Source organism: Polyangium fumosum (assembly GCF_005144585.1).
In the GTDB taxonomy this organism is placed as follows: Bacteria; Myxococcota_A; Polyangia; order Polyangiales; family Polyangiaceae; genus Polyangium; species Polyangium fumosum.
The window spans coordinates 23,548-44,614 of the sequence record NZ_SSMQ01000082.1 but is presented as its reverse complement, the minus strand read 5'-3'; the positions used below and the strand labels follow the sequence as shown (position 1 = coordinate 44,614).

Sequence of the window (21,067 nt, the reverse complement as noted above, 5' to 3'; positions counted from 1 at the left end):
GGATGGCAGGAACGCACGACGCCGCAGTGCGGGGGCTGCTCGGGATCACGGCCCTCGGTCATGCCGCAGGAGGCCTCGCGTACGCGCTCTCGCAGCCGCGGGGATTTTCCGTGCCATCGGCGGCCTTTTTCGAGCATCAGGTCCTCGGGCCCCTCGTCGCCGTGCTCGCGCTCGTCCTCGGCTTTGCGCTCGTCACACGTCGGGAAAAGCTCGGCGCCGCGGTGACGGCTGCGTTCGCGGGGTTCTGGTTCGTCGTGGCGGCCTTCGGGTGGTTCACGGGCACGACGTCGTATGCGCGCCTCCTCGTCCTCCCTTTTGCAGCGGCGTTCCTGCTCGCCGCCCTCGCCCATCGAATGCACCGGCGCGCGGTCGGGGTCGTGCTTCCGGCCCTCGCGGGCGCGCTGATCGGCGCCGGGGTATGGGCTTCGGCGCGCGCCCCGAGGGCGTCGACGGTTCCTTCGAACCATGCCCCGAAGAGCGGGACGACGATTCCCGAGGGCGACGCGGCGCTCCGGAAGGGCGATCTCCGCGTGCGGGTCGAGGGGGCGTCGGTCGTCGTGGAGGCCGGCCCTCATCGGGCGGAGATCGTGCCCTCGTTCGATTACGACGCCGTGGCGGACGGCTGTGGGCTCACGGTCCTCGACCATCGCGCGGCGCGGGTCCCGCCGTTCCGCGCCGGCCGCGAGGGCGACCGGATCGTGTTCGCCGGGGAGAACGCCGATTTCGAGGTGTTCGGCGCGGTCGAGATCCTGGGCGCGTCGACCACGCGGATCGAGGTCTCCACGACCGTGCGGCGCGAGCTCTGCGCGCACCTCGGGTCGATTGTCGCCATGCGGCTGTCGCAGCTCCGCGGAGCCGACGACGGGAGAGAGCTCCAGACGGCCTCGATCAACGGGTTTTCCTGGCCCTCGGGGGATGCAGGCGAGCCCGCGCATTTCGTCGCGTTCCGGGGGGACGAGCTCGGCTTTTTTCGAGCGACGCGCGCCGAAAAAGGGCCGTTCACGGCGATCGGCAAGATCGACGAGCCGCTGATCACGGCCGGCGGGTTTCGCATCCGCGTGCCCTCGTGGAAGGAGCAAGCCTCGCGCGAGCCCTCGCCCACGGCCGGCTGGGGCATTTCGCAAGGGGCCATCGAGCATTACGGCGACTGGTTCTTCTGGCACATCGCCGCGACCTCGATCGGCCGCGGATGGCATACCGTGCGGACGGCGCCTGGCACGTACGAAACGACGATCCTCCTCGAAACACGCTGACGCCTCCCCGCCCCCGCCCGTTCGCGGTACAAGGCGGCATGGATCCGCGCCCGATCACCCTCGAAGGCCGCCACGTGCGCCTCGAACCCCTCACCCTCGCGCATGCGCCGGCGCTGCTCGCCGCGCTCGCGGAGGACGAATCGATCTGGCGGTGGATGTCGATCGAGCCGCCGCTCTCGCTCGAAGCGATGGAGGCGCACGTCACGTCGGCGCTGGAGGCGCATGCGTCGGGGACGACGGTCGCGTTCGTGCAGGTGAGCCTCGGCGACGGGCGCGTGTGCGGCGCGACGCGATACCTGAGCATCAGCCGGATCGATCGTGGCCTGGAGATCGGCTGGACCTGGATCGGCAAGCGCTGGCAACGCACGGCGATCAACACGGAGGCCAAGTTTCTCCTCTTGCAACACGCCTTCGAGGGGCTCGGCGCCGCGCGCGTGCAGCTCAAGACGGACGCGCGAAACCTGCAATCACAAGCCGCGATCGCGCGCATCGGCGGCGTGCGCGAGGGCGTGCTGCGCAAGTACCAGAAGACGCGGGGCGGCCACCTGCGCGATACGGTGATGTTCAGCCTCGTCGAGGACGAGTGGCCCGCCGCGAAAGAGCGGCTCGTCGCGAAGCTCGGCGGCTGATCCCCGTGCGCGTGGAGCGCCTCGCGCGGCGGCTCGGGGACGACCTATCGGTCATCCCGCCGTCGCGAGCGCAGCAAGTCCATGGTGCATGCGGGAAAACGTGTTCTGGTGCGCGACGAGCGTGATCGCCGCGAGGATGGCGGGGTCATCGAGGCCGTGCGCCCGCAACGCCGCGGCGTCGGCGGCGCCGACGGCCCAGGGCGTGCGGGTGAGCTTCGTCGCGTACGCCACGAGGGCGCGCTCGCGCGCGTCCTCTGGGCTCATGTCCTCGTAGCGAGCGACCGCGCCGGCATCACAGAGCTCGGCGGCGGCGGCGCGCGCGAGGAGACGGCGCTCGCGGCGGGAGAGCAGCGCGTCGCGGTCGAGGTGGTACGCGTGCCACTCTTCGAGGAGCGCCTGCGCAAAGGCGCGCCGCGGAAACACGGGGACGCGCGAGCCGTCGACGGCGGGGTTCCAGTCGCTCCGCGGGGGTCGCGGCAGGGCCTCGCGCGTGAGGTCGATGGAGATGCGCGGGAGCGGCGACTCGTAATCGAACGTGATGCCCGTGCCGTCCGCGACGCGCGTGTAGTAGTTGAAAAAAGACGCGACGCAGATGGCCTGCTCGACGCCGTCCTCGGACACGCCCACGGCGCGGAGGCGGTCGAGATCCGAAGCGTCGATGGACCACGGCGCCTCGGTCATGACGACCGCGAACCCGCCGAGGGCGCGCTCGCGTGGAGACGCGCGCTGCATGTCGGTCCCCGTCACGACGTCCGTGGCGAGGGCCTCATCCTGAGAAGCGACACGCAGAAACTCTGCGTGAGCTGACGTTCAGTAGAAGCACTGGTTCGTCCGCGAGGCGGACGCGGCGATGAGCTCACGCTCCGCCCACGAGAGGCCCTCACCGCGGTGGAACGTGCCGGTCGCGGCGAAGGTGAGCCGGAGCAACTCGGGGTCGAGGCTGTGCGCGCGTTGGATGCCGGCCGGGCCGCCATGAGGAGCGCGGTAGACCGCGGGGATGGGGCGGGACAACACGGCGTCGTAGACGGCGCGCAGGGGGGCGTCTGCTTCGTGGACCTCGACGATCCGGATGTGGGGCATGGAGGGAGGCTATCACGGATCGGACAGCCAAGTGAAATCCGGACGTGCAGGCAGAAACGCAAAGGCCGAGCGCCGGGGATTCCGGCGGTCGTTTGCGGAAAAACGGAAGGCACGACGATTATGACGGCCCCGATCGAACGAAAGAGCACGTGATATGGACGCGCCCGCGAGAACGTGCCATGGCGGACGGGTCGGAAGGGATGGGGAGCTTGGCGTGAAGAACCGATAACGGCCCGCGCGCCTCGATGGACGAGCACGAAGGACACCATCCGGGATGGTGACGGGCGTGAGGGTTCGTGTAAGCTGCGGGCACTTCGTTCCTGGGAAAGGACCTCGACGGGCGATGGACTCCAAGGAGATGCTTGACAAACGGATCGCGCTTGCAACGAGCACCGACAACATGCTCGGGATGGTGCTCGACGGCGCGCTCAACCACCTCGGCCAGGCCTACGGACCCGCGAAGGTGAACGCCATCCGCACGCAGGTGATGGGGGACAAGACCATCCGTTCGTTCTTCTGGTACCCCGTGAGCTCGCTGCTCAAGGTCGCGCGGCGCCTGGTCGACGAGCCGAGCCTCGGCTTGACCTGCGACGAGGTCATGACGGGCTGTGGCGAGCACGCCTTCAGCTCCCTGCTCGAGTCCCCCGTCGGCAAGATGCTCGCGCGGTTCGGCCAGGGCAACCCGCAGGCTCTCTGCGCCAACGGCCCCTATGCCTATACGCTGGCCGTGAGCTTCGGCGAACGCGAGTACACGAAGACGGGCGAACGCTCGGCCGACGTGGTCTTCACGCGTGACCTGTTCGGCCCCGCCTTCACCGTCGCGGTCTACCGGGTGGCCTACAAGCTCGTGAGCAACGTGGACGCGATCGTCACCGCCACGGTCGCCAACGACGCCGGGACCGACTTCATCATCCACACACGCTGGTGAGCCGCGACCCGGCCGCCCCCCGCTTGCGTACCAAGAGCAGGTGCAGGCAGCCGGTCGGGTCCGTCCAGACCTCCGCCCCCTCGACGTCCGGGAGCCCCGCCGAAAGCGCCAGCATGTCGGGCGCGTCCCTGTAGATGAGGTACCAGTCCATCGCCGCCTCGATGAAGCGGCGCATGGGGTCGTGGCCGTTGAAGTTTCCGATCGCCATGAGACCCCCCGGCGCAAGGTTGAGCCAGAGCCGCGCCGTGAGCGCCGTCGCGAATCGCGGCGACAGGTAGTCGTACAAGCCGATCGAATAGATGACGTCCTGGTCGCCGGGGACCAGCGTGGTCTTGCCGCGGATGAGCGTGAAGACGGAGCCGGACCAGGTGCGCACGTGGGCGGGATCCATCCGGCGCCCGAGCGCGGTGGTCGCCGCGAACAGGGCGCCCTGATCCTGGTCGAGCAGCGTGACTTCCTGGAAGGGGTTCGTCTCGACCACGTCGGCGAGCTCCGACGCAGAACCCGAGGCGACGTTCATGGCGTGCCGGGCGCCGTTCCGCCACTCCTCGCGGAGAAGCGAAATGAGCTTCTCCCGGCGGTTTCGGACCGCCACGAAGCCCGGCTGCTCGAGCACCCATCGGTCCATCCACCGCCCGAGGACCGTCTCGCCCTTGGGGAGGTTCCGATAGACATCGTCCATCATCAAGAAGTCGCCGGCGTAGCCTCGGGGTTTGGCGAAGCAGCGGTGGATGATGGGGCTCTGCCAGAAAAACCGTCCCAGGACCTCCTGAAAGCGGCGCTGGGCCGGGGAGTTGCGCTGGAGGCCGGAAGGGCCGAGGGCGTCGCTCGCCGCCCATATGCCCCGCAGCATCGCTCCGAGCCGGGCGCAATCCTCCGGCGACGGGGGCAACGCGCACCGGGGGGACGCTTCGAGGTCCCTGCACCAGGTGGCGAGCTCGGCGAGCCGCCGCTCGCAATCCGAGGAGACGGGAGGTCCTTCGACCTCGTCTTCTTCCACGAACTCACGCGACCGTCGCGTGGCTGACGGTTCGACCGCGGCCGACTCCTCGGCCCCTTTCGCGATGCTTTCCCTGGCAAGCTGTTGGGCCATGGCCGGGCTCCTGTTCTCGTCCTCTACGAACTGCCGCAGAGCATCGCTGAAAAACCCACTTCTGACAACCCTTCAGCAGCCCACGAACGACGCGCGCGCGCGGGTGAGTTCGACCACGCGAGCTCCGGACGGAGGGGGGTTTGGCTAGAGAACCTCTGCGCGCGGCGCGGCGCGAGGCGCGCGGAGGGGCGTCAACGAATGAACTCGGCGGACGGATGCGCCCGCGGGAATTTTCGCAGGTATTCGAGGAAGCGCGCGAGCGCCGTGTCGCTCTTCGTCAGGGCGCCGGGGCGGAAGTGGACGCCGCGGAGGATGGGCGCGTCGTCCGCGAGGATTTGCCGCTGCACGCCCATCGCAAAGTCGAGCAGCTCTTTCTGGGACGCCGCGTCTCCCTCGGATTTCCTCGTGGCCAGGACGTAATACACCTTCGTTTGCCCCGGCGCAGGCATGCCGAAGGGGGCGATGTATCCATACCAGCGGCCGTTGAAGAAGCTGCTCTGATAGAAGATCGTCGTCCCGAAGATGCCGACCCGGAACGTGACGCGCGGGCCCGCGGGGTGGATGCCGTCGAAGTCGTACATCATCGAATGATCGGTGATCACCATGTTCTCGGCGGGCTCGCCCTTGTCGAACTTGAAGCCGTGCACGACGCGGATGTGCTGCACGTCCGGCGTATTGCAGCAGACGACCCAGGGATCGACGGGAAAGACCTCGTCGTGCACCTCCACCCGAACGACGAGATCGTCGTCGGGATAAGGGAAGTCCGGGAGGTTGAAGAGCGGTGTTTCGCCGTTGAAGGCCCAGATCATCCCGTATCGCTCGACCGTCGGGAAGCGGAAGAGGCAGGCGCCGGGCGGCGGCGGGTCGCCGGGGCCGGTCTTGAGGCAGGTCCCCTCCTGGTTGTATTCCCAGTGGTGGAATGCGCAGCGGATGGCGTCTCCGACGACCGATCCCACGGCGAGGTCGCCGCCGAGGTGCGGGCAGTAGGCGCTCAGCGCTTGCACCCTGCCGCTCTCGCCTCGAAACACCACGATCCGCCCGTCGAGGAAGCTCGTGCCGAGGATCTTCCCCGGCGCGAGCTCGCTCGACATGCAGACGGGATACCACGATTGCGTGAAGACCCCGCCCTCCCCTTCGGCCGGGATCGGCTTGCCGAGGAGCCTCCTCCTCGCGCCGGTCGCCGCGCCCGATCCCCCATGGCTCTTGGTTTCCATCGTACGTCGTCTCCGTCCTTCGACTGCGATCGTCGATTCAATGCGGGAATGCCGCGCTTCGAGTAGACGGGAGCGCCGAGGCGCATGTCAAGCGATGCGGGAGCCCGTGTGCACGACGGCCTCGGCCTCGAACCCTCCATGAGCGGCCTCGGCTGTTTCGCGGCGCCAAACTCTTCGGGTGACATGGCGGCCTCGCCGTGTAGAATGGCGCCCGACACGAAGGGAGGAATCCATGACGGTGAAGAGCTCGTACGCACCCGGCCAGTTTTGCTGGACGGACCTGATGACCACGGATCCCGAGGCGGCCAAGGCCTTTTACACGACGCTGTTCGGCTGGAGGGCCCAGGCCTCGTCGTACCCCGGCGGCACCTACACGATGTTCCAGACGCGCGAGCACGACGTGGCGGGGCTCGGCGGGCAACCGCCCGAGGAGACGTCGCGCGGGATCCCGCCGCACTGGAACGTGTACATCTCCGTGGACGACGCCGAGGCCGTCTCCGCCAAGGCCGTCTCGCTCGGAGCGACCCTGCACGCGCCCGCGTTCGACGTGATGGATTCCGGGCGTATGGCGATCCTCGCCGATCCCACGGGCGCCGTGTTTTTTCTCTGGCAACCACGAAAGCACATCGGCGCGACCTTGTGGGGCGAGCCGGGCGCGCCGAGCTGGTTCGAGCTGCAGACCACGGATCCGGAGAAAGCAAAAGCGTTTTACGCGGCGCTCTTCGGCTGGTCGACCGGCGGCGACGCGACGTACGGGGAGTGGATCGTGAACGGCGAGCACGTGGGCGGGGTCTTGAAGATCGACCCGAGCTGGGGCCCGGTGCCGCCGAACTGGAGCTCGTATTTCACGGTCGAGAACGCGGACGCCACGGTGGCCAAGGTGCGTGAGCTCGGCGGCAAGGTCTACATCCCGCCGAAGGACATCGGCAGCGGGGGCAGGTTCGCCGTGCTCAGCGACCCGCAAGGCGCGCTGTTCTCGGTGTACGAGGAAAAGCGCCGCTGACCCGTCAGCGTCCCGGGTTGCTGCCGCCCCGGATCTTGAAGACCACCTGGAACTTCACGGGGCCTTTCACGTCCGGGACCACGATCTTCTCGAGTTTCTCGTAGATGGCCTGCGCGAACGGCTGATCCACGTCCGGCCGCTGGGCCATCTCGAATTTCTTCTTCTTGCCGGGCAAAAGCTCGCATTCGACGAGCAGGTCGCTGCCCGGCCCCTTCGACGTGCCCACCTGCGCCTCGACGATCGTGATGATCTGCTTGATGACCGCGGCCGCGTCGTCCACCGTGGTCCGTTGCTCGATCTCCTGCTCGCTCGTCAGGAGAACGACCGTCGCATCGACCTGCCCACTTCGCTTCGGCGCCGTACCGTCGCCCTGGGGTCGGGCCGTGTCCCAGCCCCCTTCGGCTTCGTATCGCTTTCCGTCGATGGGATTCTCGTAGGTCGTCGGGACGTGCTCCACGGCAAACGCCGGCATCTCCCCCTGCCCCGGAATCGTGATCTCGTTGCCCGAGCGGAGCGCTTCGCGGATCCGCTTCCACGTGGCGTCCGGGAAGATCATGACGAACCCGTCCTCGGCCACCCCGGCCTCGTTCGCCTCCTTCTTGCCGGTGAGGATCAAGAAGTTGCCCGTGAGCCGCTCACTCCCCGCCGCCGGGGAAGCGATCGCGGAGGCGGTCGTTTGTCCCGGATACCAGAAGAGGCCCGTGCCCGCCCTCGGATCCATTTCGAGGAGCATGACGAGCCCGTCCTCGTTCCCCTTCGCCGCCGCGGCCTCCTTCAAACCGCCTTCGCCGCGGGGAAGCACGCCGAGGACGATACGATCGCCCGGAAGGAAAAAGCTCTCCGTCTTGGAGACGTTCGCGAGGCCGCCCTTTCGCTCCAGGCGCACGGACACGCCGCGCAGATGCTGCCGCGAGGTCCGCGTGATCAAGGTCTTGTCGACCTCCCCGGGCCGAGCCACGGAAGCGCGCTTCCGGTCGGTCCAGAACGGGGTCGGATAAAACCTCGCCTCGGCGCCGAGCCGCGCCAGGATGCGCGCATAACCGGCCTTCCCCCCGACCTCCTCCTCCTCGGTCGTGACGATCACGGCCGTGAGGAACGGCGCGGTGGCCGTGATTCCCTCCACGGGCTGCGGCGGGCCATAGATGATGCAATGGAAGTCGTCACGCCCGAGGAGCGGCGGGCCGGCGAGCAAGGACCGGCCGTGGACGTCGACGAGCTGCCCCTGCTGCGCCAGCTCGTAGATGAGCCCGTAGAGCTTGAAGAGCTCGCGGTCGAAAGCGCCTTCCGCATCGCCGGGCTCCCGCTTGATGGAGAAGCGGATCTCGCGTTGTCCGAGCGGCCAGAGGCCCTCGCTCACGTAGGTCCAGAAGTGCAGCGCGCCGTCGGGCGTCACGAGCGAATGCGAATACACCGTGACCGCGAGTTTTCCCGGCACGACCTCCTCGCGCAGGAGCACCTGCGCGGGCGCTTGGGACGCGGAGGCCCCGGCGCGGGGCGGCGCGCTCGCCGAGGCCGGAGGTTTTTCGTTCGCCGGCCCCGCGCAGCCCGCGGCGAGCGTCGCGGCGAGCAGCGCTGCGCGCGCGCCGCGACGCGCCGTGATCCATGTTCCCTGCCGATGCATACGCCTCGTCTCCATCGGCCGACGAGGGTAGCCGCGCGCGGGGCGCGCCGTCACGTGTTTCGTGCTCTGCCTTCGTGTTTCATTCGCTGGGCAACGTCCGGAGGATCTCCTGCGCCGCCTCGAGGTGCCCCCGCAGAACGGGCAGGTTCTTCTCCGCGAATGCCTTCACGTCCGCGTCCTGCGAGGCGAGCGCCTGCGACAGGATCTCCACGTCGAACCGATGCGCCTCGATGACCGTGTGCAGGTAGACCCGATCGAATCGATTTCCCCGGAGGCTCGCCAGACGACGGAAGAGGCCCCCGATCACCGGATCGAACTGCGTCGGCATGGGAACGCCGAGCTTTCCCGCGAGCGCCTCGATCCCCTCGGTCACCTGGACGTGCTCGGCGATCTCCTGCAGCGCGAGCGCCTCGACCTTGGCGTTTCGCGCGAGCAGCACGGCGAGCCGCGCGGACCTCACCGACCAGAGATTGCTCTTCGCCGCCTCCCCCACGAATTTCGCGTCGTCGTGCACGACAGCCAATTCGGCCGTCGCTTCCTCGTCCGGCGTCTCCGCCCGCGCCGGCACGGACGACATCCCCATCGCCACGAGCGCGGCGGCCACGAATCCCTTCTTCATGATCACATCCCCTTCCCTTCCGCCTTTGGGTGAAAGCCCATTTGGCTGTCCTGGCTGAAACCTGCGACGCCCGGTGCGCGTCCGGAAGGCTTGTGGAACCCATCCGCGCAGCGTTCCGGGCATGAGGCCTGCAATCGGGACGGCGGATCGGAGGATGGTCATGAAGAACCTCGTGGGCGTCGCCACGGCGGCGGCATTGACGGCAGTCTCCGCGATGGGGCTCGCAGAGCCCTTCGAGACGTGCATGGATGCGCGGAACTACGGCCAGAACATCAGCGAAGTGGCCGTCGGCCAGGTCATGGCCCGCGTGAATTGCAATGCCTCCATGCTCCCGGGGGCGGAGGCCTCCCTCGTGGCCGCCCTGCAAAACCTCACCGCGACCTGGACCGGGAGCGCCGACCTCAAGCGCTGTTATTACGAGGGGATCTACGCGAACGCCGTCGACCGGCTGCAGCGTGATTACGCGCGCTGTAGTGGCCCGGCTTTTCAGGCTCCCTCGCTGGGGACGATCTCCCGGATCGCCGTGGCGACCTTCGTCGCCATGCTCGGCACCGGCGGGAGCGTCATCAGCCTGCCGAGCACGCGGACCGTGTTCGACATCGATTACGCATTTCTCGGGGCGCTCGATCCGCGCACATGCAGGCAGGAGGTCGAGAGCGCGGAGCGCGAGATCCTCGGGATGCAAGTACGGGTGTACACGCGGTTTCTGGACGTGATCGAGGCGCAGATCTGCCCGACCCGGTGAAGGGGGGCGCGCGGAATTTCCGTGGACGAGGGAGAGAGGGGGAGGTCATGAAGCTGAACACCGTATCGCTGGGCGTGTTTCTGGTCGGGCTTTGCTTCGCGGGCGAAGCGCTCGCGGTGATGCCGCCCGCGCGCTGCAGGCAGCCGCGCGAGCGGCGGGCCTTCGACGCAGGAGTGCGGTCCGGCGCGAGCCTCGTGGAGTCGGCCTGGAACGCGGTGAACGATTGTGATCAGGTCGAGCGGTTCGCCGACCTCGTGATGAACAACCTGGACAGCATCGACATCCCGCGAGAGTCGAGCGATTACGTGCTCTGCCGCGTGGCCGGGATCGTGCAAGGCGCCGAGGAGGTGGTCGATCACACCTGGAATCGCTGCGACTGGGAGTGCCGGAAGGAAGGCGAACTCATGGCGCGGATCGGCGGAAAGCTTTATTGCGACCTGTCGATCAGCCTCGGGGGCCTCGGCTTCGCGGCGGACATCATCCGGCTGCCGGTGCGGACGTGTGGTCTTGCCTTCCAGATCGGGTGTGACGCCGAGTTCATCGGGTACACGTCGAATTATCCCATGTGCGGGCCGTTCACGAGGGATCCCTTCACGCCGGTGTGGAACCAGACGCGGAACAACCAATGCGTCTACAACCCCGCCCCGTGAATCCGGAGGGGAAAAGGAGGTTTCCGATGAAAGGCAAAGCTTCCATGTTCGGGGTGTTGCTGGTGGGGCTCGGGCTCTCCGGCCCGGCCATGGCGCAAAGCGCGCCGCTCGGGTGCAGCGCGGCGCGCGAGGCGCGGGCCTTCGAGTCGGGCCTGCAGTCCGGCAAGAGCCTCGTGCAGCAGGCGTGGAACTCGGTGGCCTCGTGCGGGAACCTGGAGAGGTTCTCGTCCGTGGTCATGGAGACCTTGCAGAACGTCAGCCTGCCGCCCGGATCCGACGATTACGTCGTCTGTCGGACCGTCGGCACGCTCGCGGGCGCCGTGGAGCAGGTCGACGAGGTATGGGGGCTCTGCGCGATCGAGTGTTGCGAGGAGGGCGAGCTCGTCGGGTGGATCATGGGCAAGCTGTACTGTGATCTCTCGATCTGCCTCGGCGGGGTGCGTCTGACGAATTTCCTGGTGCAGCGGCCCATGGGCTTCTGCGGATCGACGGCGCAGGCGTGCTGCAGGAGCGAGTTCTCGAGCGTCACGCCGTCGTACCAGGGGCTCTTCGGGTCGTGCAGGCCCTACACGCAGGGCATGTTCCGCGCGACGTGGTCGCAATCGCGGGACAGCGTGTGCGCCTATCGCCAGTAAAAACGAGGAGCAGCTTCAATGAAGTGGGCCTTGGGTATCTTGGTCGTGCCGCTCTTCGGGTTCGGGGGGGGAGGCCTCGGCGCAGCCGGGGCAGCCCCCCCGCGCTTGCCCTGAGCATGGGTCTCATCGCAAACCGCCGCGCCGGGGCGTTGCCCCGGGCCCCGCGGGGGGCTGTCCGCCCCCTCGACCCCGGACCAGCCAGGGGCTGGACCCAGGGTTGAAAAACTGCGCTACGCGCAGTTTTTCAAACAGGCCGACGAACAACCCGGGTCGCCAGCCGAACCCACAGCGCGGCTGTCGTGATCGGCAACGCCGCTGCTGGTCTTGACCGGGGCCTGTTCGATGAACTGCGCATCGCGCAGTTCATCGAGCTTGGGTCCAGCCCCTGGCTGGTCCAGGTGCAGGGGCGGACAGCCCCTGCTGGGGCCTGGGGCAACGCCCCAGCGAAACGGCATCCAGATGAGACCCATGCTCAGGCGCTCGCCGGGGCGCGCGGCCGCGTCAGCCGCGGGAGGTCGGCAGGATCTCGCTGACCGGCGGCGCTTCGCCCTCGGCGAGCGGTCGGCTCACGAGGTCGACGGCCTTCTGCACCGAGCCCACGGATCCCGCGAGGTACACGATGTCGCCGAGCTCGAACGGTTTTTGGGGGTCCATCTGTTCGAGGAGCTTCTCGCCGCGACGCACCGCGACGATGAGCGCCCCGGTCCTGCGGCGCACGCCGAGCGACGCCGCCGAGCGCCCGACAGCCGCGCTCGCCGCGGTCACGGAGGCGCTCTCGATCTTGAGCTCGGCGAGATCCCCGTGCTCGCCGAGCGCGCGCCGCGGGACCTTGTGCGTGCGCTCGGTCGTCTGCGTGGTCGCGCGCGCCTCGTCCACGCGATCGTCGATCACGTTGCGCGGCACGTCGAGCCAGCGAAGGAGCCGCGCGAGGATCTCGACGCCGCCCTCGACCTCCTCGGCCACCACGTCCGTCGCGCCCATGCGCAAGAGCGCAGGTTTCTCCAGGAGGTAATGGGCCCGCATGAGGATCGGCACGTCGGGCGCGACGCGCTTGGCCGTGTCCACCACGCGCTGCGCGGCCTGCGGATCGTTCATGAGCAAAAGAAGCGCGCGCGCCTTCTCCAGGTGGGCGTGGCCGAGGGCCTCTTCGCTCGTCGCGTCGCCGTAGTACACGGGCTGGGCCGCTGAACGCGCGGCGCGGACCGTCTCGGCGTTCAGCTCGAGCACCACGTACGAGACGCCGCACGCTTCGAGCGCGCGCGCCACGAGCTTGCCCGCGACGCCGTAGCCCACGATGACCACGTGATCGGCGATCCCGTGCACCTCGCCCGCGTCCGCCTCGTCGATGCTGCGCACGCCGATGAGCCGTTCGAGCGGCGCGAGCAAGCGCTGGCCGGCGGTGACATGCGGCGCGACGCGCACGAAGACGGGCGTGAAGAACATGCTGGCGATGCCGGCCGCGAGGAGCGGGCGCGTGGCGTTCGCGTCGACGACGCCCGCGCTCTCGCCAAGGCGCGCGAGGACGAACCCGAACTCGCCGAACTGCGCGAGCCCCACGCCCGCGAGCCAGGCGACGCGCGCCGGGAAGCGCATGGCGATCGCGGCGATGGTCGCGAGCAAGCCCTTGGCGACGAAGAAGCCGCCGAGCAGGAGGAGCACGAGGAGCGGCCGTTCGAGGACGATCCGCGGGTCGAAGAGCATGCCGAGCGAGACGAAAAAGACGCTCACGAAGGCGTCGCGCAGCGGGAGCATGTCGCCCATGGCGCGGTGGCCGTACTCGGTGTCGGCGACGACCATGCCGCCAAGGAAGGCGCCGAGCGCGAGCGAGAGGCCAGCGAGCGACGTGAGCCACGCGGTGCCGACGCAGAGCGCGAGGACGGCGAGGAGGAAGACCTCGCGGCTGCGGCTCGCCGCGACCCAGCGCAGCGCCCGCGGGACGACGAGGCGCGCGACGACGATGGTCGCGACGACGACGGCCGTGGCCTTGCCGAGCGCGAGGCTGATGTCCTTCGCCATGTTCGTGCCCGCGGAGCCCTCGCCGAGCATCGGGACGACGAGGACCATCGGGACGACGCAGAGATCCTGGAAGATCAAGGTGCCGACGATGAAGCGGCCGTGGGGCGCGTCGAGCTCGCGCCGCTCGGCCAGGGCGCGCAGGACGATCGCCGTGCTGGAGAGCGCGAAGACGAAGCCGTAGAAGACGCTGCGCCTGGTCGGCTGCCCGAGGGCGATGGCGACACACGCGACGACGGCCGTGGTGAGGCCGACCTGGATGATCCCGCCGAGGGCGACCTGGCGGAAGATGCTCTTCAGCCGCGCGAGCGAGAACTCGAGGCCGATCGTGAAGAGCAGGAGGACCACGCCGATCTCGGCGAGGATCTCGATCGCGTGGATCGAGCGCACGAGCTTGAAGCCAAACGGCCCCACGAGCGCGCCCGAGAAGAGCAGCCCCGCGACCGTGGGGAGCGAGAGGCGCGAGAGGACGACGGTCACGAGGACGCCGAGCGCCGCGATGACGGCGATCTCGTCGAGGAGCGGGATGTGGCCCATCGGTGTTAAGAGGTCACGTCGAACTGGGTTGTTTGGACGACAAACGAACGGCGCGCGCGATCGTCTCCCCTTCCGCGGACCGAAGCAAGCCGCTTCGCGGGCCGAGCCAGAGATCGGGCGCGGCGCCTCACGGATCTCGTCGCGGTTGCGGGCGAGGAAGAACGGGCTCTCCGCGCGCCTTCCGCCTGAACATCGCTTTTCGGGGTTCTCCCGGCGCGCCGTCGATTCCAGAGGGACGACCCGGGGGCCGAGCGGCCCGGGCGTTGCTTCCGCCGCATTGCGGGGAGGCAACATGAGAGCACCATGGCTGCTGCGTGTCGTCGAGCGGCTCCCGCTCGATGAAATCGTCGATGTGTTTCACGCGCCTTTGCGTGGTTTCCTCGCGCGGCACCCACGCGTGCGAAGGGCGCTCGATGGATCGTGGCTCGGGCATCCGCTGCATCCGGCGCTGATCCCCCTGCCGATCGGAGCCTTCACGACGGGCCTCGTCCTCGACGCCGCGACGCTGTTCGGCTGCACCTGGGCCGCGCGCGGAGCGGATCTCGCCTTCACGATCGGGCTCGTGGCCGCCGTGCCCGCGGTGCTCACGGGGCTGACGGAGTGGAGCTACCTCGAAGGAACCTCGCGGCGCGTGGCCTTCGTGCACGCAGCGTCGAACGTGGCAAGCACGAAGCTCATGGTGGGATCGGTGATCCTGCGAGGGATGGAGCTCCGCGGCGCGGGAATGGTGCTTTCCGCGCTCGGCTTCGTGGTCCTCGGCGTCGGCGCCTGGCTCGGCGGAGAACTCGCGTTCCATTACGGCGCAGGCGTCGGGCGCATTTCGGAAGATCGAGGCAATACGGACAGGTAGCCGCGAGCGGCCCCCGAGCCGCTTCGCTGGGGCGTTGCCCCAGGCCCCCGCAGGGGCTGTCCGCCCCTGCACCCGGACCAGCCAGGGGCTGGACCCACGCTCGATGAACTGCGCTCCGCGCAGTTCATCGAACAGGCCCGGTCAAGACCGGCAACGGCGTTGCCCACCAAAGACAGCCGCGCTGCGGGTTCGGCGGGCACCCCGGCTTCTTCGCCGGCCTGTTTGAAAAACTGCGCACCGCGCAGTTTTTCAACCCTGGGTCCAGCGCCTCGCTGGTCCGGGGTCGAGGGGGCGGACAGCCCCCCGCGGGGACCGGGGCAGCGCCCCGGCGCGCGGCCTGCGGTTCAGCGCGCGGCGCGCCGACGACGGCGCATGCCGGTCGCCAGGAAGGCACCAGCCACGAGGAAGAGGCCACCAACTTTGCCCGTGGGGTCCGTCGTTCCGGCCACGCGGCAGCCGCAGCCGCTCTCGGATCCGGGATCGTCCGCCGACGCGCCGCCCGCGCCGCCGGACGCGCCTGCGCCGCTGCCGGATGCGCCCGCGCCGCCTCCGCCGCCTGCGCCCGGGCCCGAGCTGCTCGTCGAACCGCCGCCCACGCCGCCCGTGGGCGAATCCATGACGAACTCGTAGGCGCCCACCGCGGGGGGTTTGGCGCGGAGATATCCGTCGAGGTCCGCGGTGAAGCCGTCGGCGCTGTGGTCGATGCCGGCGCCGCGCGCGGGCGAGTTCTCCGTGAGGTGGTAATCGTCCGCGTCGGGCGCGACGAAGCCGGCCTCGGCGACGGTGGGCACGAAGAGGTTGCCCTCGGCCTTCCAGCCCACGTCGTTGCCTGCGCCGATGGCCGAGGTCGGCCCCACGACGAGGTTGTTGTACGCGAATGCGCCCTCGATCTTGTCGCCGAAGACCTGCACCGCGGCCTTGCCGAAGCCGACCAGCGTGTTGTGGGCGATGCGATAGGACACGGGGCCCGGGTTGTTTTGAATGTTCGCGTAAATGTTCGTCTCGCCGAAGCGCAGGACGACGTTGTCGGCGACGGTGGTGTCGTTCGCGCCGAAGACGAAGATGCCGTTCACCGGGCCGTCGGAGATGATGTTCCGGCGGATGTCGCACTTCGAGGGGCCCCCGATCTGCAGGCCCATCCATTGGTATTGCACCATTTCGCCGCCGACGCGACGGATGATGTTGTCGTGGACGCTGCATCCCTCGTGGGCCATGCCGACCTGCGCGCCGTCCCAGCCCGTGTCTTCCACGAGGCAGTGGTCGATCTCGATGCCCTCCAGGAAATGCGGCATGCGCACCTCCTGCTGGCCATTGCAGGTGATGGTGTGGCCGGCGCCCTGGGTGCTGCCCACGTAAAACCCTTCGCCGCCGGTGTCGTGGACCCAGAGGTGGTGCAGGTGCACGTTCTTCTGGATGAACTTGTCTTGATCGGCGCTGCCGTCGCAGAGGGGGTCGGTCTTCGACATGACGCCCGCGAAGCCGGTGTCGTAAACCTCGATGTGATCGACCTCGTAGTCGGTGCTCTTGTCGAGGAACCAGAGGCCCACGCCCGGATAGGGCTCCTTGTCCGGCGCGCTGACCCGGAAGCCGTACTCGACGCCGGCTTCGCCGGTTCCGGTGAGATGAAAATGATGGGAGCTACCCTGGAAATCGACGGAGTAGGCACGATCGAGGTTGCGCACGTTGACGACGCCGCCGCAGTTCTTCACGACGACGGGCGCCTCCTCCGTGCCGCGGATCTCGCGGAAGCGGATGTACTCGTAATCTCCGGCCATGACGCAGACGACGTCGCCGGGTTTGACGCCGAGCTCGGTGCCGTTCACGGACCAGGTACCGGGCGTGATCTCGTGATTGCAGCCGCAATCGGCGGCCGACGCGGAGGCTGGATCGAGGATCAGGAGCGAGAGGGCCGTGCAGGCCGAGAGGGCGAGCGAGGTGCGGGCGTGTTTCAAGGAGGGCATACCCACAGGGTAACGGGTTCAACGGCGACGAAACAAGGTGCCCGAGGGGCGCGGCACATAAATGGTCTTTCCCCCATCCGCCGAGTGCTGGAAGGTTCGATTGCGGCCACCCACGAAGATTTCACTCTTGCCGCGGGATGAGGTCCCGCGCGCCCACGGAACGGAGCATTGGTGTCCTCGGGGAGCCGCCGCGCCGGGGCGCTGCCCCGGGCCCCGCGGGGGCTGTTCGCCCCTCGACCCGAACCAGGGCCAGCCCTGGACCCTTTGGGGAAGAACTGCGCGATGCGCAGTTCTTCCCACAGGCCGGTGGGACACGTTGCCGGTCGAAACGTCAGCGCGGCAGGCGGCGGGACAAGGGGCCGGGGGTCGCCTCGAAGAAGGCTCGACGCCTCGGATGGAGGTCCGCGCCTCCAGGGATGGAGGCTGGAACCTCCATCCGAGGGGCGAGGCCCGTATCCGTTCCCTGTCCGCCCCGGGGACAAGCGAAAGCGCTCGACGCGGGGTCGATGTGCTGCGCGATTTCAACCGGCCACACGGGACGTCCGGACCTCACAAAGTCTCCGCCACGCGGTGGTAAGGAGGAGACGATGCGTGGAATGAGGCTGAACACGTGCCCTCGAGCGTCGACGGCGCTTGTTCGGCGGCGCGACGGATGCCTCCGCCGGACGACGGCCCGAGGGACGCGGCCGAACGCCTGACGTGGGCCTCGACACGGGTCGATCGTCCCTCCGGGACAAGCTCCATCGACGATCGACGGTCCGTGTTCGGCCGCTCGACAAGGACCGTCGACCGCCGCCGATCCTTGTCTCGAGGCTCCACCTTCCCCTGGGAACACGCCTCGTCACGTGTCCGACCGCAAGACACCTCCCCTGCCCCGTCGAGGCGCCTCCTTCGGCCTTCGTGCCCGATGTCCTGCGACGGCGACGTGGCTCGTGGCGGCGCGGAACATCCGCCGTCGAGGGCCGCTATCGTCTGTCCAGGCGCGTTTCAAGCCGCCCACGTACACCGCTGCCCGTCGACCCCGCAGCACCGCGGCCTTGCCTGGCACGCCCGTCGCCTGTCTTGCCATCGGCCGTGGGAGGAAAAGGGCCGGTCCCCCTCGGCGGCGGTCTCCCCATCGACCCTGGGTCCAGCGCCTCGCTGGTCCGGGTGCAGGGGCGGACAGCCCCTGCTGGGGCCTGGGGCAACGCCCCAGCTCCGCGCCTACGCGATGGACAGAGGCGCCTCTGCGCCGGCTCGGACCATCCGGACGACGGGGACTTCGCCTGTGATGCCTTTGAGGGGCGCGGCTCCGCGGGTGGCGATGAGCTCGGCGGCGTTCACGGCGGGGGCGACGCTGGGGGCGTCGAACACCTCGCTCGTGCAGACGATTTCTCCGGCACGCGCGAGGCCTTGGACGCGGGCTGCGATGTTCACGGTCCGGCCGAAATAGTCGAGCCGCTCGTTCAGCTCGACGGCGATGCAGGGGCCTGTGTGCAGGCCGATCTTGAGCAGGAGGTCTGCTTCTTTGAGATCGGCGATGGCGCGGTTCATGAGGATGGCGGCGCGCATGGCGTGGATGGGCTCGGCGAAGCTCGCCATGACGGCGTCGCCGATGGTTTTCACGATGGCGCCGCCTTGGGCTGCGGCGATCGCGCGGAGGACGGAGAAATGTTTGCGGACGAGGTCGTAGGCGCGGAGGTCGCCTACACGCTCGTAGAGGGCTGTGGAGCCGGTCAGGTCGGTGAAGAGGACGGTGACGCGCTTCAGCTCGAGTCCGCCTTCGGAGGGGATGCTCTCGGCGCGGAAGAGGTCGCGGAAGGACTGCGAGGAGACGAGCCGCGCCCCTGTCAGGTAGGGCAGGAGCGGGTGCGTGAGGGGTTTGCCGGGCGCGGCGGGATCGGGCCAGGTGCCGCCGACGGGGGAGACGAAGTATCCGACGGCGTGCGTGGTGCGGTTCAACATGCGGAGCTCGACGGGCCCGGGGCCGACGTCGACGCGGTGCGGGATGGCGCGGCCGTCGAGGAGGTCGAAGGAGGCTTCGCGCGGGCTGCCTTCCTTCACGTGGACGTAGACGGCGATGTGGCCTGCAGGGGCGAGCAGGACGAATTGCCCGGGTTCGGCGAAGTGGAGGGTCGCCGTGTGGGCCTCGCCTGGGCGTACGCGGCCTGCGGCGAGGATGCCCTCGCCGAGCGCGCGGTGTGGGCGTGAGGCAGGGGCGACGCTCGACGAGAAGTAAAGCCGGATGGCGTCTTCTCGTGGGTCGACGGTGTCAGGGGCGTGGAAGCGGATGCGGCGCACGGAAGGGGCCACGGTGAAGGCAACCTCGATGCGGTCGTCGAGGGTGCCCTCGAGGTTCAGGTTGCAGAAGTTGCAGTGCTGCGCTTCGAGCGAGCGCAATCCGCCGGCGGTCGTGAGGAAGGCCATGCAGCCGGGGCAAAGCATGCCCCACGCGAAATCGAGGATGCCGACGTGCGTCGCGTGGAGGAAAAGCTCGATGCCCTCTTGCTCGTCGAGGCCGTGGCTCGCAGCGTACCGGAGGGGGCTCATGCGGAAGAGGGCCTCGTCCGGCGCGCTCGTGATGTACGCCGCGAAGTCGTCGAGAGTGGCCACGGAAAACGGGCCTTTGCCGCGAAGGACGTCGAGCCGAAGGGAAAGGTCGGAGGGCGTCATGCGCCCCGATCGTACCAGCTCACCGGGGCGCGGCGAGCAGTCAGAACCTCACCCCCTTCCCCCTCTCCGCGCGGGGAAGCGCTTCGCTGGGGCGCTGCCCCAGGCCCCACCAGGGGTTGTCCACCCCTGGACCCGGACCAGGCACGGCCTGGACCGGGGTCGATGAACTGCGCTCCGCGCAGTTCATCGAACAGCCAGGGTCAAGACCGGCAACGGCGTTGCCAACCAAGACAGCCGCGCTGCGGGTTCGGCTGGCACCCCGGCTTCTTCGTCGGCCTGTTTGAAAAACTGCGCGCAGCGCAGTTTTTCAACCCTGGGTCCAGCGCCTCGCTGGTCCGGGGTCGAGGGGGCGGACAGCCCCCCGCGGGGTCCGGGGCAGCGCCCCGGCGCGGCGGCTTGCCATTGGGCTCAGGGCGCGTCCTTCTCGAAGGGGTCTGCGTACATCGGATCGGCGAGCAGCTTCTCGTCGGTGAGTGTCTTCAGGAATGCGACGAGGGAGGCTTTTTGGTCGGGCGTGAGGTTTAGCTTGCGCGGCTCGGTCGAGCCTTGGATGCGCAGGCGTGGGTCGAGGTTCGGGTGGGGCTTCACGCCGGCGTTGTAATGCTCGACGACCTGGTCGAGGGTTTCGAAGCGGCCGTCGTGCATGTAGGGGCCGGTGAGTGCCACGTTGCGGAGCGAGGGGGACTTGAAGCGGCCGTTGTCTTGTGGGTTGCCGGTGATCTCGCCGAGGCCGTTGTCGTCGCCGTCGGTCGTGGCGTCGAGGCCGTTGTTCGTGGGGATGGCGATGTAAAAGAACGCGTTGTTCCGGCGCGGCGGCGGGTGGGGCGGGCCCTCGTCGAGGTGGCAGGCCGCGCAGCCGCCCGCGGGGCCGAGGAAGAGGGCTTTGCCTGCGTTCTCCTCGGGCGTGAAGGTGGGGAAGGCTGCCTGGATGTCGCCGCCTGCGGCTTCGATGCCCTCGTCGAAGCGGGAGCGGTAGGAGACGATCGAGCGGACGAACTGCGCGAGGGCGCGGGAGATGCGGTCCGAGGTGATCGTGGGGTCGCCGAAGGCTTGTTCGAAGAGCTTCGGGTAGTAGGTTTGCGCCGAGACGTTCGCGACGAGCTCGTCGAGGGTGAGGCCCATCTCGACGGGATCCTGGATTGGGCGGAGGACTTGATCTTCGAGTGTGGCTGCGCGCTCGTCCCAGAAGAAGCGGCCGTTGCGGTAGAAGCGGGCATCGACGACGCTCATCGAGTTGCGCCCGGTCTCGCCGCCCTCGAAGCCGAGGCTCAGGCGCGCCGTGTCGGAGAAGGCGTCCTTCTGCTTGTGGCAGGAGGCGCAGGCGACGGCGCCGTTTTTTGAAAGGGCCGTGTCGTAGAAGAGCACGCGGCCGAGCGTCGCGCCGTCGTTGGTGATGGGGTTTTCCGCGGGCGTGTTGTCCTGGTCCTGCGCGAGCGGGCCCTGGAAATGCGCGGGGAGCTCGATCGCGGCGTAGTTGTACGGGGTCGCGGGGAGATCGAGGCCGTCGTCGTCGGTCGTCGCCGGGGGATCGATGGGATCGGGCGTCTCGGCGGCGGGGCCCTCGCAGGCGGCAAGGGCAGCCAT

At 68.8% G+C, this 21,067-nt stretch carries 18 protein-coding genes; 8 read left to right on the top strand and 10 right to left on the bottom strand.

Translation table 11 applies throughout. The features are described 5' to 3' along the window. Nucleotides 1-2: 2 nt before the first annotated feature. Nucleotides 3-1,253 carry a hypothetical protein gene (locus E8A74_RS44480; RefSeq protein WP_136935237.1) on the top strand — a complete coding sequence of 417 codons (1,251 nt, stop codon included), beginning with the start codon at nucleotides 3-5 and terminating at the stop codon, nucleotides 1,251-1,253. Nucleotides 1,254-1,291: 38 nt separating this feature from the next. Continuing rightward, on the top strand, nucleotides 1,292-1,882 hold the full coding sequence (locus tag E8A74_RS44475) for a GNAT family N-acetyltransferase (RefSeq protein ID WP_136935236.1): 591 nt from the start codon (nucleotides 1,292-1,294) through the stop codon (nucleotides 1,880-1,882). A gap of 51 nt (nucleotides 1,883-1,933) precedes the next feature. Here E8A74_RS44475 and E8A74_RS44470 read toward each other — a convergent pair whose 3' ends face one another. After that, a complete protein-coding gene (locus tag E8A74_RS44470) occupies nucleotides 1,934-2,614 on the bottom strand; it encodes a carboxymuconolactone decarboxylase family protein (protein WP_136935235.1) in 681 nt (226 codons plus the stop codon). A 78-nt stretch (nucleotides 2,615-2,692) separates the two neighbouring features. Then, nucleotides 2,693-2,962, bottom strand: coding sequence for a carboxymuconolactone decarboxylase family protein (locus tag E8A74_RS44465; RefSeq protein ID WP_136935234.1), 270 nt, complete (start codon nucleotides 2,960-2,962; stop codon nucleotides 2,693-2,695). Nucleotides 2,963-3,305: 343 nt separating this feature from the next. Between E8A74_RS44465 and E8A74_RS44460 the strand changes: the two genes are divergently transcribed. After that, nucleotides 3,306-3,890 (top strand): TIGR02265 family protein, encoded by a 585-nt coding sequence (locus E8A74_RS44460; RefSeq protein ID WP_170229857.1) that lies wholly within the window; start codon nucleotides 3,306-3,308, stop codon nucleotides 3,888-3,890. On the opposite strand, the gene E8A74_RS44455 is transcribed toward E8A74_RS44460, so the two are convergent. Beyond that, a complete protein-coding gene (locus E8A74_RS44455; RefSeq protein WP_232380022.1) occupies nucleotides 3,871-4,983 on the bottom strand; it encodes a class I SAM-dependent methyltransferase family protein in 1,113 nt (370 codons plus the stop codon). The two genes, E8A74_RS44460 and E8A74_RS44455, sit on opposite strands and share 20 nt — an antisense overlap. A gap of 191 nt (nucleotides 4,984-5,174) precedes the next feature. Continuing rightward, nucleotides 5,175-6,197 carry a Rieske 2Fe-2S domain-containing protein gene (locus tag E8A74_RS44450; RefSeq protein ID WP_136935232.1) on the bottom strand — a complete coding sequence of 341 codons (1,023 nt, stop codon included), beginning with the start codon at nucleotides 6,195-6,197 and terminating at the stop codon, nucleotides 5,175-5,177. 232 nt (nucleotides 6,198-6,429) lie between these two features. Between E8A74_RS44450 and E8A74_RS44445 the strand changes: the two genes are divergently transcribed. After that, nucleotides 6,430-7,200, top strand: a complete 771-nt coding sequence (locus E8A74_RS44445; protein WP_136935231.1) for a VOC family protein — start codon at nucleotides 6,430-6,432, stop codon at nucleotides 7,198-7,200. Nucleotides 7,201-7,204: 4 nt separating this feature from the next. Here the strand turns inward: E8A74_RS44445 and E8A74_RS44440 are convergent, their stop codons facing one another. Both E8A74_RS44440 and E8A74_RS44435 read right to left on the bottom strand, forming a co-directional pair. Further along, nucleotides 7,205-8,836 (bottom strand): hypothetical protein, encoded by a 1,632-nt coding sequence (locus E8A74_RS44440; protein WP_136935230.1) that lies wholly within the window; start codon nucleotides 8,834-8,836, stop codon nucleotides 7,205-7,207. Between the two features lie 64 nt (nucleotides 8,837-8,900). Then, the gene (locus E8A74_RS44435) at nucleotides 8,901-9,440 is read right to left on the bottom strand and encodes a DUF4142 domain-containing protein (protein WP_170229856.1); all 540 of its coding nucleotides are present in this window, start codon (nucleotides 9,438-9,440) and stop codon (nucleotides 8,901-8,903) included. A 160-nt stretch (nucleotides 9,441-9,600) separates the two neighbouring features. Here E8A74_RS44435 and E8A74_RS44430 point away from each other — a divergent pair, with 160 nt between their 5' ends. From E8A74_RS44430 to E8A74_RS44420, 3 genes are read left to right on the top strand one after another with little or no spacing between them, the layout of a single operon-like run. Then, nucleotides 9,601-10,185, top strand: a complete 585-nt coding sequence (locus tag E8A74_RS44430; protein WP_170229855.1) for a hypothetical protein — start codon at nucleotides 9,601-9,603, stop codon at nucleotides 10,183-10,185. Between the two features lie 47 nt (nucleotides 10,186-10,232). Beyond that, nucleotides 10,233-10,835: a hypothetical protein gene (locus E8A74_RS44425; RefSeq protein ID WP_136935227.1), complete on the top strand. Its 603-nt coding sequence runs from the start codon at nucleotides 10,233-10,235 to the stop codon at nucleotides 10,833-10,835. A gap of 26 nt (nucleotides 10,836-10,861) precedes the next feature. Then, entirely contained in the window at nucleotides 10,862-11,470 is a 609-nt protein-coding gene (locus tag E8A74_RS44420; RefSeq protein WP_136935226.1) for a hypothetical protein, read from the top strand. A 501-nt stretch (nucleotides 11,471-11,971) separates the two neighbouring features. Here the strand turns inward: E8A74_RS44420 and E8A74_RS44415 are convergent. Further along, a complete protein-coding gene (locus E8A74_RS44415; protein ID WP_136935225.1) occupies nucleotides 11,972-14,020 on the bottom strand; it encodes a monovalent cation:proton antiporter family protein in 2,049 nt (682 codons plus the stop codon). A 292-nt stretch (nucleotides 14,021-14,312) separates the two neighbouring features. On the opposite strand from E8A74_RS44415, the gene E8A74_RS53430 reads away from it, so the two are divergent. Next, nucleotides 14,313-14,870 carry a DUF2231 domain-containing protein gene (locus E8A74_RS53430; protein WP_170229854.1) on the top strand — a complete coding sequence of 186 codons (558 nt, stop codon included), beginning with the start codon at nucleotides 14,313-14,315 and terminating at the stop codon, nucleotides 14,868-14,870. 344 nt (nucleotides 14,871-15,214) lie between these two features. Here E8A74_RS53430 and E8A74_RS44405 read toward each other — a convergent pair whose 3' ends face one another. The 3 genes from E8A74_RS44405 to E8A74_RS44395 all read right to left on the bottom strand — a co-directional run bounded on the left by E8A74_RS44405 (nucleotide 15,215) and on the right by E8A74_RS44395 (nucleotide 21,067). Next, nucleotides 15,215-16,831 carry a right-handed parallel beta-helix repeat-containing protein gene (locus E8A74_RS44405; RefSeq protein WP_136935223.1) on the bottom strand — a complete coding sequence of 539 codons (1,617 nt, stop codon included), beginning with the start codon at nucleotides 16,829-16,831 and terminating at the stop codon, nucleotides 15,215-15,217. 1,203 nt (nucleotides 16,832-18,034) lie between these two features. Continuing rightward, on the bottom strand, nucleotides 18,035-19,483 hold the full coding sequence (locus E8A74_RS44400) for an adenylate/guanylate cyclase domain-containing protein (RefSeq protein WP_136935222.1): 1,449 nt from the start codon (nucleotides 19,481-19,483) through the stop codon (nucleotides 18,035-18,037). Between the two features lie 408 nt (nucleotides 19,484-19,891). Next, on the bottom strand, nucleotides 19,892-21,067 hold the full coding sequence (locus E8A74_RS44395) for a cytochrome-c peroxidase (RefSeq protein WP_136935221.1): 1,176 nt from the start codon (nucleotides 21,065-21,067) through the stop codon (nucleotides 19,892-19,894).

What these genes read in the sequence shown, in the direction of transcription:
- E8A74_RS44480 (WP_136935237.1), top strand. Translation starts at nt 3, where the DNA reads ATGGCAGGAACGCACGACGCCGCAGTGCGGGGGCTGCTCGGGATCACG.
- E8A74_RS44475 (WP_136935236.1), top strand. Translation starts at nt 1,292, where the DNA reads ATGGATCCGCGCCCGATCACCCTCGAAGGCCGCCACGTGCGCCTCGAA.
- E8A74_RS44470 (WP_136935235.1), bottom strand. Translation starts at nt 2,614, where the DNA reads ATGCAGCGCGCGTCTCCACGCGAGCGCGCCCTCGGCGGGTTCGCGGTC.
- E8A74_RS44465 (WP_136935234.1), bottom strand. Translation starts at nt 2,962, where the DNA reads ATGCCCCACATCCGGATCGTCGAGGTCCACGAAGCAGACGCCCCCCTG.
- E8A74_RS44460 (WP_170229857.1), top strand. Translation starts at nt 3,306, where the DNA reads ATGGACTCCAAGGAGATGCTTGACAAACGGATCGCGCTTGCAACGAGC.
- E8A74_RS44455 (WP_232380022.1), bottom strand. Translation starts at nt 4,983, where the DNA reads ATGGCCCAACAGCTTGCCAGGGAAAGCATCGCGAAAGGGGCCGAGGAG.
- E8A74_RS44450 (WP_136935232.1), bottom strand. Translation starts at nt 6,197, where the DNA reads ATGGAAACCAAGAGCCATGGGGGATCGGGCGCGGCGACCGGCGCGAGG.
- E8A74_RS44445 (WP_136935231.1), top strand. Translation starts at nt 6,430, where the DNA reads ATGACGGTGAAGAGCTCGTACGCACCCGGCCAGTTTTGCTGGACGGAC.
- E8A74_RS44440 (WP_136935230.1), bottom strand. Translation starts at nt 8,836, where the DNA reads ATGGAGACGAGGCGTATGCATCGGCAGGGAACATGGATCACGGCGCGT.
- E8A74_RS44435 (WP_170229856.1), bottom strand. Translation starts at nt 9,440, where the DNA reads ATGAAGAAGGGATTCGTGGCCGCCGCGCTCGTGGCGATGGGGATGTCG.
- E8A74_RS44430 (WP_170229855.1), top strand. Translation starts at nt 9,601, where the DNA reads ATGAAGAACCTCGTGGGCGTCGCCACGGCGGCGGCATTGACGGCAGTC.
- E8A74_RS44425 (WP_136935227.1), top strand. Translation starts at nt 10,233, where the DNA reads ATGAAGCTGAACACCGTATCGCTGGGCGTGTTTCTGGTCGGGCTTTGC.
- E8A74_RS44420 (WP_136935226.1), top strand. Translation starts at nt 10,862, where the DNA reads ATGAAAGGCAAAGCTTCCATGTTCGGGGTGTTGCTGGTGGGGCTCGGG.
- E8A74_RS44415 (WP_136935225.1), bottom strand. Translation starts at nt 14,020, where the DNA reads ATGGGCCACATCCCGCTCCTCGACGAGATCGCCGTCATCGCGGCGCTC.
- E8A74_RS53430 (WP_170229854.1), top strand. Translation starts at nt 14,313, where the DNA reads ATGAGAGCACCATGGCTGCTGCGTGTCGTCGAGCGGCTCCCGCTCGAT.
- E8A74_RS44405 (WP_136935223.1), bottom strand. Translation starts at nt 16,831, where the DNA reads ATGCCCTCCTTGAAACACGCCCGCACCTCGCTCGCCCTCTCGGCCTGC.
- E8A74_RS44400 (WP_136935222.1), bottom strand. Translation starts at nt 19,483, where the DNA reads ATGACGCCCTCCGACCTTTCCCTTCGGCTCGACGTCCTTCGCGGCAAA.
- E8A74_RS44395 (WP_136935221.1), bottom strand. Translation starts at nt 21,067, where the DNA reads ATGGCTGCCCTTGCCGCCTGCGAGGGCCCCGCCGCCGAGACGCCCGAT.